Origin of the sequence: Microbacterium sp. NPDC086615, from assembly GCF_040686055.1 — a bacterium.
GTDB lineage: Bacteria > Actinomycetota > Actinomycetes > Actinomycetales > Microbacteriaceae > Microbacterium.
Window position 1 is genome coordinate 1 of record NZ_JBFBJJ010000031.1, and the last position, 15706, is coordinate 15706.

15 protein-coding genes are annotated in these 15706 nt (G+C 61.3%); 7 read left to right on the top strand and 8 right to left on the bottom strand.

From position 1 onward, the window contains the following. Positions 1-257 precede the first annotated feature (257 nt). Complete coding sequence (locus AB0O24_RS18220) at positions 258-773, top strand: DUF3846 domain-containing protein (RefSeq protein ID WP_363376834.1); 516 nt, start codon at positions 258-260, stop codon at positions 771-773. Positions 774-954: 181 nt separating this feature from the next. Here the strand turns inward: AB0O24_RS18220 and AB0O24_RS18225 are convergent, their stop codons facing one another. From AB0O24_RS18225 to AB0O24_RS18235, 3 genes are read right to left on the bottom strand one after another with little or no spacing between them, the layout of a single operon-like run. Beyond that, on the bottom strand, positions 955-1674 hold the full coding sequence (locus tag AB0O24_RS18225) for a hypothetical protein (protein WP_363376836.1): 720 nt from the start codon (positions 1672-1674) through the stop codon (positions 955-957). Positions 1675-1714: 40 nt separating this feature from the next. Beyond that, positions 1715-2707: a restriction endonuclease subunit S gene (locus AB0O24_RS18230; RefSeq protein ID WP_363376838.1), complete on the bottom strand. Its 993-nt coding sequence runs from the start codon at positions 2705-2707 to the stop codon at positions 1715-1717. Beyond that, a complete protein-coding gene (locus AB0O24_RS18235) occupies positions 2704-4578 on the bottom strand; it encodes an N-6 DNA methylase (RefSeq protein ID WP_363376840.1) in 1875 nt (624 codons plus the stop codon). The genes AB0O24_RS18230 and AB0O24_RS18235 overlap by 4 nt, the downstream gene beginning before the upstream one ends. Before the next feature lie 366 nt (positions 4579-4944). On the opposite strand from AB0O24_RS18235, the gene AB0O24_RS18240 reads away from it, so the two are divergent. Next, the gene (locus tag AB0O24_RS18240; RefSeq protein WP_363376842.1) at positions 4945-5169 is read left to right on the top strand and encodes a DUF2188 domain-containing protein; all 225 of its coding nucleotides are present in this window, start codon (positions 4945-4947) and stop codon (positions 5167-5169) included. A gap of 86 nt (positions 5170-5255) precedes the next feature. Further along, positions 5256-6125, top strand: coding sequence for a DUF4238 domain-containing protein (locus tag AB0O24_RS18245; RefSeq protein ID WP_363376867.1), 870 nt, complete (start codon positions 5256-5258; stop codon positions 6123-6125). A 452-nt stretch (positions 6126-6577) separates the two neighbouring features. On the opposite strand, the gene AB0O24_RS18250 is transcribed toward AB0O24_RS18245, so the two are convergent. Then, a complete protein-coding gene (locus tag AB0O24_RS18250; protein ID WP_363376844.1) occupies positions 6578-7309 on the bottom strand; it encodes a GNAT family N-acetyltransferase in 732 nt (243 codons plus the stop codon). A gap of 574 nt (positions 7310-7883) precedes the next feature. Here AB0O24_RS18250 and AB0O24_RS18255 point away from each other — a divergent pair. Then, positions 7884-9107: a hypothetical protein gene (locus AB0O24_RS18255; protein WP_363376846.1), complete on the top strand. Its 1224-nt coding sequence runs from the start codon at positions 7884-7886 to the stop codon at positions 9105-9107. 871 nt (positions 9108-9978) lie between these two features. Here AB0O24_RS18255 and AB0O24_RS18260 read toward each other — a convergent pair. From AB0O24_RS18260 to AB0O24_RS18270, 3 genes are all read right to left on the bottom strand, one after another. After that, entirely contained in the window at positions 9979-10656 is a 678-nt protein-coding gene (locus AB0O24_RS18260; protein ID WP_363376848.1) for a cation transporter, read from the bottom strand. Continuing rightward, positions 10653-10997, bottom strand: coding sequence for a metalloregulator ArsR/SmtB family transcription factor (locus AB0O24_RS18265; protein ID WP_363376850.1), 345 nt, complete (start codon positions 10995-10997; stop codon positions 10653-10655). Before AB0O24_RS18265 ends, AB0O24_RS18260 begins: the two co-directional genes overlap by 4 nt. A gap of 823 nt (positions 10998-11820) precedes the next feature. After that, positions 11821-12075, bottom strand: coding sequence for a type II toxin-antitoxin system Phd/YefM family antitoxin (locus AB0O24_RS18270; protein WP_363376852.1), 255 nt, complete (start codon positions 12073-12075; stop codon positions 11821-11823). A 53-nt stretch (positions 12076-12128) separates the two neighbouring features. Here AB0O24_RS18270 and AB0O24_RS18275 point away from each other — a divergent pair, with 53 nt between their 5' ends. The 3 genes from AB0O24_RS18275 to AB0O24_RS18285 all read left to right on the top strand — a co-directional run bounded on the left by AB0O24_RS18275 (position 12129) and on the right by AB0O24_RS18285 (position 14691). Then, a complete protein-coding gene (locus AB0O24_RS18275; protein ID WP_363376869.1) occupies positions 12129-13343 on the top strand; it encodes an MFS transporter in 1215 nt (404 codons plus the stop codon). A gap of 101 nt (positions 13344-13444) precedes the next feature. Further along, positions 13445-13933: a nuclear transport factor 2 family protein gene (locus tag AB0O24_RS18280; RefSeq protein WP_363376854.1), complete on the top strand. Its 489-nt coding sequence runs from the start codon at positions 13445-13447 to the stop codon at positions 13931-13933. A 173-nt stretch (positions 13934-14106) separates the two neighbouring features. Continuing rightward, positions 14107-14691: a 2'-5' RNA ligase family protein gene (locus AB0O24_RS18285; protein ID WP_275799407.1), complete on the top strand. Its 585-nt coding sequence runs from the start codon at positions 14107-14109 to the stop codon at positions 14689-14691. Positions 14692-15103: 412 nt separating this feature from the next. Here the strand turns inward: AB0O24_RS18285 and AB0O24_RS18290 are convergent, their stop codons facing one another. Then, positions 15104-15706 (bottom strand): GrpB family protein, encoded by a 603-nt coding sequence (locus tag AB0O24_RS18290; protein WP_363376856.1) that lies wholly within the window; start codon positions 15704-15706, stop codon positions 15104-15106.

Below are 15706 nucleotides of genomic sequence, written 5' to 3' on the forward strand. Positions count from 1 at the left end.
CAGAGAGTTAGCGCTTCTGATCCTCGGGGACCTCGACCCCTACACACCGACCATCACCCCGCGAGCCTCACCCCCACCGGATGTCCGAAGAGCCCTCATACGGGCGGCCGGCTCGAGCAACGTCTCACCAGGACGCTTGCTCGCCGGCCGCCCCGCCTCACCCCCACTCCGCCTGATGAGCGCTGCTCCTTTGTGTTCTGCGATTCCACGAGAACCATCCCGGTTCCCGGTCGCACGCACAAAGGAGGAAAACCACCATGGTGCAGGGCATCATCATCCCCGCGGACAGCACCGCATCCCTGAAGGTCAGCACGCTGACTTCTCTGGAGGACTACCAGCAGGCTGTCGGTGGCTGGATCGAAGCGGTCGACATTCCAGACCTCGGTGTCACGATGTATGTCAACGAGGAGGGGCTCATCCGCGACCTACCGTTCAACCGGCGCGCCACGTTCCTGTGGCGGTTCCACGTTCCGCAGGCCCGCGACGCCCGCCTCGTCGGCGACGTCGCGGTTGTTGGACTGATCGACGACGAGGGCGAAAACACTGAGTTGCCGAGCGAACTTCGGCGGCGGCTGACCGAGCCTGGCCTCTACCGAGTCCGGACGCGGGAGCGCGGCCGGACTCGGTGGCAGGAGGAGCCCATCGGCCGGGACGACTACGTCGAGACGGTGGTGTGGGCGACGCTTCTGCGGGAGATGTCACCCGCTCTGGAAGTGAGCATCGAGCGCATCGACGGAGGCAAGGATGAGAGAAACGGAATTATCCAGCCTTGACGAGGGGCGGTGGCACGAATGGCCATCGCCCCGCATCTCTTTTATGAGATCTCCATATCCGCGTTACAGATCGGTTGTTAGCGCCACCGCGTTTTTTGGTTTCTTTGGGGAAGTCACTTATCGCCCACGCGCAGGCACACCTGCCGCAATGATAGGGGCATAACGCTGCCGCGCGTGGAAGTCAGGGATCAGATGCTACAGCAACGTTGAGAGGCGCGACCGACGAGGGCAGCAATTTCAGCGCCGGTCGCGGCTCGGCGGATAGACCGGACCGTGCTGGTTCCGGCCAGGCAGGGAAGTCCTCCTTGTTTCCGCCGAATGCGAGAATTGTTTGCTCTGCGAGATCGCACGCTGCCTGAATGAAACCTTCGGCGCCCATCACACGCAAGGAATGACCGCCTCTTGCGAGCTTCCACAGCGCGCCGGAGACGTTCGATGCATTGCGTGGATCCTGTCCGTGGTTCAAAAGGTCTCGAAGGCTTTTCATGTCGCCTAGGTAGGCTTTGATGTCTTGCGTGCCACTGTAAGCGACCCAGCGCGAACGTTTTCCGGCTAGAGGCACCTGCGTGCGCGTCCGAACGCCCCATTCATTTGTAAAGAGCTTGACGCTGAGTCGCTCCCCGGCCTGCCTCAATTTGTCGGGGTTTAGCGGTAGAGGACGCGTGCTAGAGGGATCGCGCAAGACGTCGTTGAAGAACGCCTCCAGGGCGGCGTAACTCATCGTGAAGATCGCCCATCGAAGCGCGTGTTGCTTGTTTGAGCCCCCAAGTCGGCGACCGTCTAACCCGGGCAGGCTTTCGACGTCCCGGTGCAGCGTCAGCAGCAAAGTCGCATTGACAAGTCCGCCAGACAGATCTCGGCTGGCGTCGAGGACCTGATGGAGACGGGGATGACTTTCCATGACGCGACGCTACCCAAGCGAGCGTACGCTCGCCAGTGACTCAGCCAGCACTTGCCCATGCGGAATCGTGCTCTCCTACAGCAGCTGAGAACGGTAGGCCTCGCATGACGGAAGCCATGTACGACCAATCGGGCTGGCCTGCTGAGGTCGCGGGCAATCGAATTCTCGTATTTCTCATGTGGACAATGCTCCACTTGCGGCCGTAGGAGTAACGAAACTTTTCCAGTTCGATCACCGAACACACGAAGAGCGCCTCGGCTACGGACATGGTCCCCTTTTTGGCAGACCACACCCGAACGTCGTCCGTTGCGAAGAATGGCTGTGGCTGGTAGAACGCTGTGCCGACAGATCCATTGCGGGCGACCGAGATGGTCCCTCCTGGAAAATTCGGTTCAATATCGAGATGTCGCGATATGCCATTGTTCCTGGCAGAAGAAGTGACCTGCGGCGTCGAGCCTGGGCGCTTCAGCGCCGCAGCAACATACTTGCCAGAGGTGACCTCGAAGACATCGCCCACCTTGAAGTGCTTCCACAAGTCGGGGGAGGTGAGCTCAACGCTCGGTCCGGCTGCTCGTGCAAGTCCGTCGTGCGACGGTATCGCCGCCTGCTCGACCCAACTTGGTACGTGGTCGGGCATGATCAGTGAACTGAGCGTCCGGTTCGCTTCGCGCCCGAACGCACTGTAGCGGAACGAGTTAGCTCGGATGCACATTGCATAGTACAGCCGATCGTTCAATGACATCGACGACTCTACAGGGGTGAGCACAGCGACGTTCTGCGCGGTGTAGAAAGGCACCTGCTGCACATATGTGGACAGTAACCTAGACCCTCCAAGAGCCACTGTCAGTAACCCCGCAGGATAGGGCGGTACTGCTGGTAACGGCTCCACGTAGCCAGCCACGCCAGACTTGCCGTTCAGCCCGCCCACTCGACCGACAAAAGCGACGCCGTTCAGCCGCTCGACTTTCGTCATTTTGTTCATGTCGAACTTATTGCCATATTCGACGTTGAAGATATCCGCGAGGGTCGTCACCCGTCTGCCTCCAGTTCGTCGTCTCCGTCCTCTTCGATCGACCGGCTTAGCGAGAACACTGCGTAATCGAGCAGAACGCGCTCGAAGGCCGCTTTATCTAGAGACGAGTAATCCGTTTCCATATAGGCCTCGGCCACCCACTCGTCATCGGCGCCGACCATCTGCATGACAGACTCGCCTGCGTGTACTTCACGGTTGCGGTACATCTCGACCCAGCGGTCCCGCACGGCTGGCCAGGTGTGGTTTCGGTCAACGCGACCAAGATTCTTGACCTTCACAAATGTGTCGTCGCGCCAGTAGCCAAACCACGTCTTTCGGTTGCTCGTCTCGTGAGGCACGCGCGCGGTGAAGACCATGATGCAGGTGATGACGCCAACTGGGTAAAACACTTCCGCGGGCATCGACATAACCGCGTCAAGAGTGTGCTTCTTCAGGAGGTTGCTCTTGTGTGTGCTCGGTGCCGTCGCACAGGAGACGGGAACGATGGCGATGCCTGTTCCGCCCTTATCGAGGCTGTCGAGCATTTGCTCCACGAAGCGAAGTTCGTGCAGGTCTTCCTTGGACTTGGCATATGGCGGATTGACCATGCCAACGTTGGCCTTGTGAGCCTTCACTCCCTGAACGATGGCTGTGTCGAAGCAGGAGCCTTGATGAAGGTTCGCCTTGCCATCGCCGCGGAGAATCATGTTAGACGCGCCGAGAGCGTACATACTTGGGTTCTGCTCAACGCCGATCAGGCGACGCTTCTTAATATCGTCTACCTCGGCCTCAGTGGTCGCTGTCTTCATCATCTGAACCATCGACGAGATGAGGAACCCGCCAGTACCGGCGCAGATGTCGAGGACCTTGTCGTCTTTGCTGACGTTAGCTATCAATGCGAATAACTCGGTCACATGCTTTGGTGTCAGGACAATGCCGAGACCCTTGCCGTCGCCCCCTGTGTACTTGAGAAACTCACCATAGAAAGCTCCGACGACGTCAAAGTCCTCGTAGATCGTGAGAAATGGCATCACTCTTTCTGCCAGCATCGTCACTATCTCACTGAGTAGCCCCTTGGGGTAGCCCTTAGTTGGCTTGCTTAGCTCCGGATGAACCTGAATGCCCGAGAACGGCTGGATCATTGTCTCGATCTTCGGCACCGGAAGTTTGGCAGTTTTGATGACCTTTTTGATCGATTGGATCCAATACTCCGGCAACTCCGTCGCGGGGTACTGGTCGTAAGTCTTGGCAAAGACTTGGTCTTTGAGGGCTATAAGCGTCCCCGCGACGGCAAGCGGCTTCTCCTTCTCCTCGAGTTCAGCCTCGTCCCGCATGAACTCGTGCATCTCCATGGAGAACGAGATCAGGTCGTTGGTGCGCTGATGCTTGACGCGAGGGTCGAACGAAGCAGCTGCGATGAGATCGCTGAGGCCGATCATCTCAGTGATCTCAGCACCCATCGGTGACACCAGGTCGCGTTCCTGGACGGTGCCCTTGGGTGTGACGAAGAACGACCATCGGCTCGAACTCGGTGTGCCAGACACGGCGATTGAGATCACGGTGTACGCGGGCGACAGGTGCCGGGCATAGTGCAGCACGCCGTCGACCGCGTAGTCCTTGGGCTGGTCCCGGTTGGCTGACTCGTGGTGCTTGATGTCGGCCTTGCACTCGACCAGGACGACCATGTCGGGAGTATCAGGAGCGGTGATGATGAACTCCGGATACCCAGCGGCCGCTCCCTTGCCAGTTTTCGAAGCCCTCGAGAGACGCTTGCGGATTTCTTGAACGACCGACTGTTGCTTCTCAACGACTGTCGTGTCGGGGTCGTTGTAGTAACCGAGGTCGCGGAGGCGGGCTTCGACGAGGTCCTCTGTGATGCGTTCGTTCGCCATCACAGATCCATCACGGCGATAGACATTGACACTCCTAGGATCAGAGACTCCATCCTGCCTCAGGTGACGCGAGACAGCCGGAACGGCGTGAGCCCCGAGCGTGTCGCCGCGTCGCAAGCCGCTGCCGGCGGTGTACGAGCTCTATCGAACGGTTGCCGCACCCGCAGGGTGGCGCAGCGAACCGCCGTCCCCGCGCCCCGCTGCGTGACCTACGTATGACCGAGGCTGTCAATGACGAGCTGAGGATGTGCAGGTCTCCGGAGTTCGCGACACCGCGCGAGCGAGAGGTTCGATGTCCGAGGTGGGTGATAGCACTGAGGCGTCGACAAGGCGTCGGCGTATAAAGCACAGAACGGAGAACGGATCGTGGCCAACGGTGACGTTCGAACCTATTACGAAGACGGCCAGTGGAAGTCGGGTGTAGACGGCAACTCCCGTGCTTCTCATGTCGGAGGCACCAAGGCGGAGCAGTCCGCGATTGGACGCGACATGGCACGTGAGCGCGGTGTGGAGCATCGCATCACTCGCATGGACGGCGCTGTTACGCAGCAGAACTCGTACGGGAATGACCCTGAGCGTTCCAAGGGATGACTGCCCGCCGTACGCCTTGGCTTCAAGCGTGGTTGCTTAGAGCCAAGGCGTACGGATTTCGGTCGGACAAAGAGATGGTGGCATCCATGTACCTGTCGAGAGATCACTACATCAGTCGGTTTCACATGCGCCAATGGGCGACCGAAAACCGAGTTACCGTTCTTGTTAGGGGCTGGGGCGAGCCTAAGCAGCTCGAGGTCGGTAAAAAGGTCGCCGCTGAACTTGGTCTCAATTCTTCTCCAATAGAAGCGGCCTACGGAAAGGTGGAGACTGCTGCGAGTCGGGCGCTGCGGCGCTTGCTCGATCGATCCACTACCCCGATCGATCGCGACTGGGATGCGGTGCGAGAGTACGCAGTTCTGGTTCACGATCGGTTCCTCGCGTTCCGAGGCTCCGCGTCAGACGAGAAAGGTCTTCCCGGCGGCAACGCCATGATGCTGCCGAATCCGGCCCACTGGGGCCGTACGGATGACACCTCGAATCCTCTCGACCAGCTGGCGACGATCATGGACCGTGAAGCACTAAAGGCTGCCAGGGTGCAGCACCTTCCTTTTGCCGCGCGTTCACTGCCGCCCATGATGCAGATACTCCACGGTGGACCGATGCTGCTCGGCGATGCTGGTATCCACGCCATCTCATTAAACCCCGACAAGCATCTTCACCGGACGTTCGTGGCGATGCCGTTATCGCCTGACAGCATGATCGTGTTCGGTGAGCAAATTTCCGAGGGCGACGAAGCTTCCGATCTTCGCCACATGCTGAACATGAAAATTGCAATGGAATCGACTGTAGTTGTCGACACCCTCGAAGCACCTGTCATAGGCGGCTTTGTTGCGCAAATGTGGAAATATCAGGCGGCGCCTAGCGGCGCGGGAGTTCCCCGAGCGATCCGCATTTTTAATAGTCCCGAAGATGTTCCTGCGCGGAGTGATGCGCCGAGCGGTCCGACTGTCTGACCTCCTGGCCAGACCCATGCGCTGAACATAGCTGGCCACCGGGCGCATCGTGGATGCCACGCCTCTCCTGACGCTCGGGTACTTGCGGAAAGCCATCGCGCACAGCGCCGGCGGGGGTGAGGAGATAGGTATGCGTGTGCCACGTACCTTCAGAGTCATTCACATGGAGACCGAGAGGCCACCCTGTGACAAGTACTATCGACGACACGAGCCACGTGCCCTGTGGTCGTCGATTGGGGCGCGACTGTTTCTGTTCTCGAGCGTAAGGTGGTTCTTAGTCCAGCCGGTGGACTGGTATCTGCGTCACACAGGCCTCGTGGAGCGCATGGGCTGCGCCCCGCGTGAACGATCGTATTTCCTTCACGGCTTCGTGTCTTAGTTTTGCGTACTGGCGAGCGCGTTTCGCTCGCGCGCGTTGATCTGCGGCGAGGTCGTCACGCCACCATCGAAAGTCATGGCTTCCTGTGTCCGCGAGCTTCCGTGCGACCCATCTTGATGAAGTCGCGGGTGAACTCGTCAAATTCCGACGGGTCGAGCTCGCCGTCATCGACGAGGCGGGCTGCCTCCATCGACGCGTCGAGTGTCGGCCTTTCGGAGACGACCGGATAAGAGAACATTCGCAGGATTCCGCGTGGCCTGAGCACCTTGCTTGCCATCAGCGGAAAACCGAAGGCTGGGTCGCCAGCATCCGCGCGGAGATGACCCTCAGCGGGAAGCCACGCAAGTCCGTGCCCCTCTGGCTCGACCTTCCACCCCAACCCCTCGTAGAAACGCACCTGATTGATTGGGATGTGCGCATGGATGAGATTCTGTTGAGCTTTCAGCGATCGTGTGAGGATCCTTTTCACCAACGATGCGCCGATACCCTGCCCTCGGTGCTGTGGCTCGACAGCGAGGTACTGGAGGTTCATTGTCTGAGTGTCCAACTCGCCCGACGTCAACCGGGAGGGCGTGCCTGCAGCGAAGCCGACTACGGTCCCCCCTACTTCCGCGACAAAGGTATAAACGCCCATCGGTGCCGCGAGCCGTTCGGTGAGGGTGAGAGCGGCGATCTTCGCGTTGTCGTAGAGGTATCCCGCGTGGCGCACACCAGGCTTCGCCGGAAAGTACTCGCGCTCAATCCTGCCCAGCGCTCCGCGATCGGCGGGGGTGGCGAAACGCACGAGGGTATGCGGAGTGGTCATGAGGAGACAGTATCGACACCGGTTCGATTATGGGCGGTACCTACAAGCGGTGCGGACATGGTGCGAAACCGATCGGTTTCGCACCACATGAGTCAAGATCTCCTGGGTCAGCTGCTGTAGGACGGCGGGTCTTCGTTCTGTTAGTGCCGCGTGTTCAGGATCGGGCGCGTGACGGAGATGGCGTCGACAGTCAGGTCCTGCAGGAGACATGCACCGCCTACCGTGCGCGCTAGCCCTTTGACCAAGTCCTTTGGGACAAGATCCTGAGGGGTGACTCACGTGGGTGCGGCTCGATAAGTGGTACGGACCACGCTCTCGTCCGGCAAGCTCGAACCCGCATAATCGAGCTGTGACACCAAAGCAGCCCCCGAGCGACGAACAGCCCGCGAAGACGGGACCCCTGGCCTGGTTAGGGCGTGTCAGCTACGGGCGACGAATCGCAGCTGGTGTCGCGGCCTACGTCGCCGTGGCAATCCCCATCGTCCTGTATGCACCCGCTGGGCTACTGAATAATTGGGTACCAGGACTCACTCCGGCGGAACAGGGAAAGCTTCTGGGGTCCGCGGGAAACCTGGTGCTTCTCGCGCTTGGTGGAGTCATTGCTGTTGTCACGGTTGGGCTCAGCCTCTCGAGACATCGACAAGAACTCGATGCAGCAGAACGTGACCGTCAACGACTGTTCGACGACCAGGAACGTGAACGGGCGCGACTCTTAGAGGTTGCCGATCAGCGGCGCATCGAAACCGAAAGGTCCCTGCGAGAACGCTTCGTGACGACGGTGCAGCTTCTCAGCGACACCGCTCCCGTCAATCGACAGGCAGCGCTTTATGCACTTGGAGCCCTCGCCGATGACTGGGACGCACTCGACAAGCGCGATGAAGTGCAGGTGTGCATTGAAGTCCTCACCGGCTACCTTCGCGCCCCTCGTGCCAAAGAAATGTTGTTGCCCCTCGACCCCGAAGAGGCTCAGTACACGGAACCGGAAGACTATTACTTCGCCCAACGCACCACCCCAGTGGAAGTTTCCGTCAAGCAAGCCGGATACGCCGTAATCCGGAACCACCTGCAGCAAGGGGCGTCGCCAAGCTGGCAGAGCCATCAGCTCAACCTATCCCGGGCGCACATCGACTTCCCTGTCGAACTAGCGCGACCACTCATAGGAGGAGACGGGGCGCTCGACCTGCGTGGCATCTGGATCGGCCACGGCGGAAGTGTGGACCTCGCGGCCGCGCGGATTAGCGAAGCCGGACGCTTGCAGCTCACTGAGGCGGTAATTGTTGGGAACGGAAGCCTCGATCTCCGAGCTGCTGTCGTCAGCGAACGCGGGAGCGTGGATCTCCGGGGTGCGTCAATCAGCCGCGGACAAGTGCACCTCATGAGTGCGAAGGTCGCCGATTCCGGAAGCGTGGTCCTGCGGGAAATAAGGATCCGAAATAGAGGAATCGCGAATCTTCAGAACTTGTCGATTGGCGAGGGGGCACACCTAGACCTCACGGGTGCGTCGATCGACGACGACGGGCAAGTGCTCCTGCACAAGTTGGCGATCAGGGAGGACGGAAACGTAGACCTCGCCGGCGCAGTGATCGGCGCGGGCGGGAACATCGATCTGTCGCGCGCGATAGTCAGCGACCGAGGACGCATCGATTTTGCGCGCGTGGCAATCGGGGCCACCGGACGTATAGACCTCTCGGGCGCGGTAATCAGCGACGGTGCAACCGTGGACCTCGACGCCCCGAAGATCACCCGCGGCGGACATCTAATCCGACCAGGTGGGATGTCTTTGACGAAGGCGCCGTAGAGCGATCAAGCCACCCGAGAGCTTGGATGGGGGGCGGTGGCGCGGTGTCATCGGCCAATCCCCTCGACGTTGACGGTCACCTCGACGTCATTGTTGCCAAGAGTTGACGCTCGTAATGCCAGGGACAAGACACTTCACTTGTAGCTACCACCGCGGGGGCGCAACTGGACTCCCTCCCCAATGAGTCGCTGCCGCACATTGTTGTAGCTGGTGTCGAGGCGAGATGCGATGGTGGCGATCGGATGGCCGTGCTCGTACATCGCTCGTGCGACCTGGACCTGGTCGCTTGTGAGCGGTTGACGTCGCAGTGTTGCTCCCTCGTCTCGAAGCAAGCGAAGGATGCCGGTCTTCGACAGACCGTAGGCCGCACACAGACTCGGCGTTGTTGCGCCCGACTCGTACTCGGCGACGATCTGCTTGATCTGCGCAGGTTCGAGACGTCGGCGAAGCGATCGACCCACCTGCTCTCCGGGGGTAGTCGAGGGAGACGAATTCGGCGCTAGATCAGCTAATTTCTGCAGTTCCACCAGAGACGGCGGTAGTAGCGCGGATTTATCCGAGTAGCGGTGTACCGGCTCTACTTCAGGGATAGGACTCTGGTCTTACTCGAACTATTCGGTTGGGTTTCTCCTCACCTCCTCTGCGTCGATCCATCGAGATGACAGCCTGACCCGAACACTAGGCTCGAAACCGGTCCGTTCTGTGCTCCTTGTCACTCAGCGGCTGAGGGCGGCCCGGATCGCCGTTACGAGGTCGTTCTATCGTTCGATGACGATTGGCAGGCCGTCCACAAAGAACGTGGGTGTACGGCCGACGCCCGATGCGCGGCCCTCTGCGACATCCGTTCGCACGCGCTTTTCGGGCATCTGGATCAGTGCTGGTGATCGTGGTGGTCGTCGTGCTCATCCTCGAGCAGCATCCCCACCGAGGTAGCGCAAGCATCACCGCGCCACGCTTCGACGCCCTCTCGGACCGCGAATGCGGCGATGATTAGGCCGGCGATCGCGTCGGCCCACCACCAGCCAAACAGGCTGTTGACGACGAGGCCGACGAGTACCGCGGCGGACAGGTACGTGCAGATGAGGGTCTGCTTGGAGTCGGCAACGGCGGTTGCCGATCCCAGCTCGCGGCCTGCTCGGCGTTCTGCGAGGGAGAGGAACGGCATGATGACGACGCTGAGGGCGGTGAGCACGATGCCGACCGTGGAGTGCTGCACGTCGACCTGACCCACGAGGGCCAGCGCCGACGTTGCGGTGACGTAGGCGGCGAGGGCGAAGAAGGCCACGGCGATGACGCGCAGCGTGCCTTTCTCCCACCGCTCGGGATCGCGGCGGGTGAACTGCCAGGCGACGGCGGCCGCCGAAAGGACCTCGATGGTGGAGTCCAACCCGAACCCGATGAGGGCGGCGGAGGATGCGACGGTGCCCGCGGTGATCGCGACGACGGCCTCGATGAGGTTGTAGGCGATCGTCGCGGTGACAATCCACTTGATGCGGCGTTGGAGGATGTGACGGCGGGCGTCTGTGGGGCGAGGGCTGGTGGTGGTCATGCGCAGGTGCAGCTTTCCCCGGCGCAGCAGCCCGGTTCGACGTAGAGGACGACGCGAAGCAGTTCGTCTAGACCGGGTGCGAGGTGGGAGTCAGCGAGCCGGTACCAGGTCCGTCGTCCATCCGGCACGGCCTCCACGAGGCCGCAGCCCCGAAGGCACGCGAGCTGATTTGACATGACCTGCCGCGAAACGCCGAGCGCATCAGCCAGATCGGACGGGTATGCCGGAGCCTCTCGCAGCGCGAGCAGCACGCCGACTCGCGTCGGGTCGGAGAGCGCGTGGCCGAGGCGGGCGAGTGCAGCGGTGTGCGTCACCGAAGCCGTAAGGGTCACTGAGGACATGTGGAGATAGTACACGTTTTTGTGAATAAAGCAGGTGATGTACTCTGGTTGGTCGAAGTGGCACCTTCGGCCTGGCCGACATCGCCCAGGCGGCCATGGGGGAACTCGAAAACCCGGTCGAACTAGAGCCCCGTCTTGAGGTGGGCGAAGGGCCGAAAGCGAGCGACTCATCTGGGTCGCAGGTCAAGGTTCGCTCTGTCCGGGCGAGATCGCCCCTACCCTGTGGTAGCCGCCACGCGGGCGGAGCCGAGCCCCGTCTGTGATGAGTCGCTGTCGCACATTGTTGTAGCTGGTGTCGAGGTGAGACGCGATGGTGGCGATTGGATGGCCGTGTTCGTACAGCTCTCTTGCCAGGCGGACCTGATCGCTCGTGAGCGGCCTGCGTCGCAGGGTGACACCCTCGTCTCGAAGCAAGCGGAGGATGCCAGTTTTCGATAGACCGTAGGTCTCGCAGAGACTCGGGGTCGTTGCGCCCGACTCGTACTCGGCGACGATTTGCTTGACCAGCGCAGGTTCGAGACGCCGTCGAAGCGATCGGCTCACCTGCCCTACCGGGCTGGCGGAGGCGGCTGAATTCGGTATCAGATCGGCCAGTTTCTGCAGTTCCACCAGAGGTGGCGGTAGTAGCGCGGATTTATCCGAGTAGCGGTGTACCGGCTCTACTTCAGGGATAGGACTCGAGTCTTACTCGAACAATTGGCCAAGGCCAAGGCGCGGCACCTCCGCGGCGATGGCTCAGACACGTTCTCTTCCTTGCCCTATCGCGGGTCGCGAGACCATGCTGACCTGCTTTTCGTTGAGTCCAAGCAGCAGAGAGTCGCGGTCACCGGTAGTCCGGGTCCGACTGAGCAGCGATCTGCCTGACCGGCATGGAGTGGTTGCTCAGATCGATCACCGTGTTCTGGAGTTCGCCGTCCGTTGCCTGGGTCAGCTCGGGAGATAGGTGCTCGATCGGGACGAGAGCAGCTACGCCCTTGCCGTGCCGGGTCAGGACGATGGACTCGCCCCCGAATCGGACGCGGTTGACGAGTTCCGAGAGCTGACCGCGGGCCTCGGAAACTGGAACTTCGTCCGTCATGACACCATGCTACATTATGTACAATTTGTACAAAATGATGCGAGGTGAGGTACGTGGTCTATCGGGCGGAGGACGGTCGTAGCTTCGGGTGGCTGTGGGGCGCCACGGTAGGGGCCGCGCTGGGTGACGGTTTATCGATGACGGCCTTCCCGTTGTTGGTCGCCAGTCAGACGCGGGATCCGTTCATCGTCTCTCTTCTGCAGGTCGCGACAGGCCTACCTTGGCTGCTGTTCGGTCTCTTGGCGGGGGCCCTGGTCGATCGATGGGACCGCCGAGCGGTCATGTGGCGCACTGACCTGGCACGCCTTTGCATCGCCCTCTCGCTCGGGGTGCTGGTCGCGCTCGGTCATGCGCCGGTGGCCGTCGTTCTGCTCGCGGCTTTCCTTCTTGCGTGTGGGTCGACGTTGATCCGGAGCGCGGCGCCCGCGTTGCTCCCCACGCTCGTTGCGCGTGAGAAACTGGCGCACGCGAACGGCCGCCTGCAGGCGGGTTCTACCGTTTCGGGCAGCTTCCTCGGCCCCGCCGCGGGAAGCGTGCTGTACTCCCTCTCCGCGGCCGTGCCCTTCCTCACGCAGACGTTTGCCCTGGTCGTGTCGACAGTGTGCGTGTGGCGACTCCCCGCGACCCTCGTGTCGTCAGCATCGCGAACAGGGCGCAGCTCGATCTGGGCTGAGGCCGCTGACGGGGTGCGGTGGCTGGCTGCGCACCGAGTTCTGCGCTCCATTGCAGTCGGCACGATTCTGCTCGCCGCCTCAACCGGCGTGCTCCTCGCCGTTCTCGTCATTCATGTGCTGGAGTTCCTACGTCTGCCGCCCGTCGGGTACGGCGTACTCATCAGCGTGTACGCCGGCGGGAGCCTCGCGGGATCACTCCTCACCGCACGACTCCGACACACACTCGGAACCAATCGGTGTCTGCTGACTTCTGCGCTCCTCGGGACTGTGTCCATCGCAGCCCTCGCGATGGCTCCCAACGCAGCTCTCGCAGGAGGCGCCCTCTTCACCCTCGGCGTCGCAACCATGCTGTGGAACATCCTGGCGGTCACGGTCCGACAGGAACTCACCCCAAACCACCTTCTCGGGCGGGTGACGAGCGCGTTCACCGTCGCAAGCGTAGGCACCGCACCCATCGCCGCACCGCTAGGGGGCGTCGTCGCTTCTCTCACCAACACGTCGGTGGCAATCAGCGGCGCAGCGCTGCTCTGCGCATTTGCATGCATTGCCGTCGGTCGACTCCCGTACCTGGATGACACAAAATGGGCCGAATAGATGACGCCATGGTGCGAGACCGATTGATTGCGGGAGCATGTGAGTGTGCATCACACACTGCGCCTCTCAGCCCGCGTTCGTAACTCGTCGAGGGGAAAATGTTGAGCGACGTTGAGGAGCGTCTCGAGCTCCTCGAAGCCGAGCTGGCCATACGCCGGCTTGTCGCCGTGTACTGTCATGGCGCTGATAAACGTGATCTTGATCGATTTCTGAGCGTGTGGGCATCGAACGCATCTTGGGTGCTCAGTGACGAGGCGACCTTCAGGGGTCACGATGCCATCGCGAGTGTCGTTCGACGCCAATGGGAAGCCTTCGCCGGTTACGTTCACTGGACCACCAATCACGTCGTCGAAGTCGACGGGGACCGAGCAAAGGGCGAGTGCGATGTCGCCGTGGCGGTCCAGCTCCACAACGGTCAGTGGCTACACTCCGGGGGCACCTACATCGACGAGTACGTTCGTAGCGACGGGCGCTGGTTGATCGCTCGGCGAGATGCCCGCCGCGGCTTCGACATCGACCCGCCGCCGGAACCTCACGATATTCCGGTTCGTTTTGACGATCTTCTCTCGTCAACTGACGAAGAGAACTGAGCCGTCCCTGTCGGCTAAAGAGCGAAGCCGTGCTCCTGACGTTTTGGTGCCAAACCGATCGGTTTCGCGCCGAGGTGTGCCGCTTCTGTAACACCAGCGCACCGTGCCTGGTCGGCGGCTAGGGTCGAATATCTCAGCGAGCGAAAGGAGCCCATCGGATGCGACGCCCCTTCATGACCGACCCCGAGCTGCTGCGCTCGTTGCGGGGCCAGCAGTACCTGGTGCTCCGCCCCGTCGCGGACGTTGCGAAGTTCTACGACGACGAACAGCGATCGCTTCGAGGTCTACTACAGACATCTCTCCCTTGTCCCAACACCGGCCATGTGACCTTGCGCGGCTTCTTCGAGCCCGAACGAGTGCAGCCGCTTGGAGATGCTCTAGCGGGGTGGGCGCAACTCCAAGCTCCCATCGATCTCCGGGTGGCAGCCGTCGACGGATTCCCGACACCATTCCAGATCGTGATCGCGCGAGCCGAACGTTCGCCATCCCTCGTGAGCGCCTACACGGCCCTCACCGAGATGCTCGACACCAGCGACTTTAGACGCATCGGCGAACTCCCGCTTTACGAGTGGGTGTTTCACCTGTCACTCCTATATGCCAGTGCCCTGCCCGAACTCGAGTGGCTGGCGCTCCACGGTCAGAGTCGGCGCGACCTTGCATCGGTGCCGGCCGAGGTGATCACCTCCGCTGAGTATGTCTGGTACGACGACGACGGCGAACACATCGAGGTCCTGCCCCTCGGCACGGATCGCTACTGACCCAACGGCGCTACCTCAAACATTGAACAAAGGCTCGGGCGCGAGCGTGGGATGCCGTGGCTATCGCTCTACCATTGAGCGCCATGCGATACCGGCTGATGAACGATTACTTAGCGGACTGGCCGTTCTGGGGGGACGGGGAGGATGCCGGGCTGTGTGCTGCAGGTAATCCCGCGCTTCCCGCTGATCTGGAAGCCGACATTCGGGCATGGGCTGCATGCTTCAATGACCAGTTCAGTCGGGAGTATGGATGGCCGGATGAGGAGACCGCCGCTGCTCACAAAGTCGAGGGCGAACGGCTGCACCGTTGCGTACAGCGGGCCCTACCTGAGCATGACATCGTCCTCAACTACTGGGAGAAATCCGTCCGATAGGCACTCGCGCTTCGACGCATCACCGATCGACTTCGCTGCTATCGATTGATGGCTGCCCATGCCTCAAACTCACCCTGCACCTCGTCGAAAAAAGCCGTCTTCGCCCGCGTGTAATCGTCGTAGTCGGCTTTGCCGACCTGTTGTGCACTGAGATCTCGTTTCACTGCCTCATAGCGACTGCGAGCGTCAGGGTTAGCCCGTAACCAGTCGCGGAACCAGACCGTGTAAAAGCCCCAGGGGGAGTCTGCTCGTCGGACATGCAGGATGGCTTGGGCGTCCTCGTTCCAGAAAAGTTGCTTCTCCCATACGCGGGGATCGACCTCGACCGAGCCTCGTGGAAGGTCGCGGTCGACGCCCGGGGAATCTGGTCGGGATCCACGAGCCCTCATGTAGCCCAACGGTTGCAACCTCGCGCGGAGGTCCCCCTCGGCGGGCAGGGGAGAAATGCGTAGCTGCAGATCGATTAGAGGCTTCGCTGCAAGGCCAGGCACGGAGGTGGAGCCGATGTGATCGAGTTTCGCGGACTCGCTGCCATCCATTCTTTTCAACGCGTCGCCCACGTCAGACAGTAAACGCGATGCGCGCTGAGGCCACTCGGCTTGATGCTCGACCAGCGCAGCCGGATTATTCTCCTCGCTCAC

What these genes read in the sequence shown, in the direction of transcription:
- AB0O24_RS18225 (WP_363376836.1), bottom strand. Translation starts at nt 1,674, where the DNA reads ATGGAAAGTCATCCCCGTCTCCATCAGGTCCTCGACGCCAGCCGAGAT.
- AB0O24_RS18260 (WP_363376848.1), bottom strand. Translation starts at nt 10,656, where the DNA reads ATGACCACCACCAGCCCTCGCCCCACAGACGCCCGCCGTCACATCCTC.
- AB0O24_RS18250 (WP_363376844.1), bottom strand. Translation starts at nt 7,309, where the DNA reads ATGACCACTCCGCATACCCTCGTGCGTTTCGCCACCCCCGCCGATCGC.
- AB0O24_RS18285 (WP_275799407.1), top strand. Translation starts at nt 14,107, where the DNA reads ATGACCGACCCCGAGCTGCTGCGCTCGTTGCGGGGCCAGCAGTACCTG.
- AB0O24_RS18235 (WP_363376840.1), bottom strand. Translation starts at nt 4,578, where the DNA reads ATGGCGAACGAACGCATCACAGAGGACCTCGTCGAAGCCCGCCTCCGC.
- AB0O24_RS18245 (WP_363376867.1), top strand. Translation starts at nt 5,256, where the DNA reads ATGTACCTGTCGAGAGATCACTACATCAGTCGGTTTCACATGCGCCAA.
- AB0O24_RS18220 (WP_363376834.1), top strand. Translation starts at nt 258, where the DNA reads ATGGTGCAGGGCATCATCATCCCCGCGGACAGCACCGCATCCCTGAAG.
- AB0O24_RS18265 (WP_363376850.1), bottom strand. Translation starts at nt 10,997, where the DNA reads ATGTCCTCAGTGACCCTTACGGCTTCGGTGACGCACACCGCTGCACTC.
- AB0O24_RS18270 (WP_363376852.1), bottom strand. Translation starts at nt 12,075, where the DNA reads ATGACGGACGAAGTTCCAGTTTCCGAGGCCCGCGGTCAGCTCTCGGAA.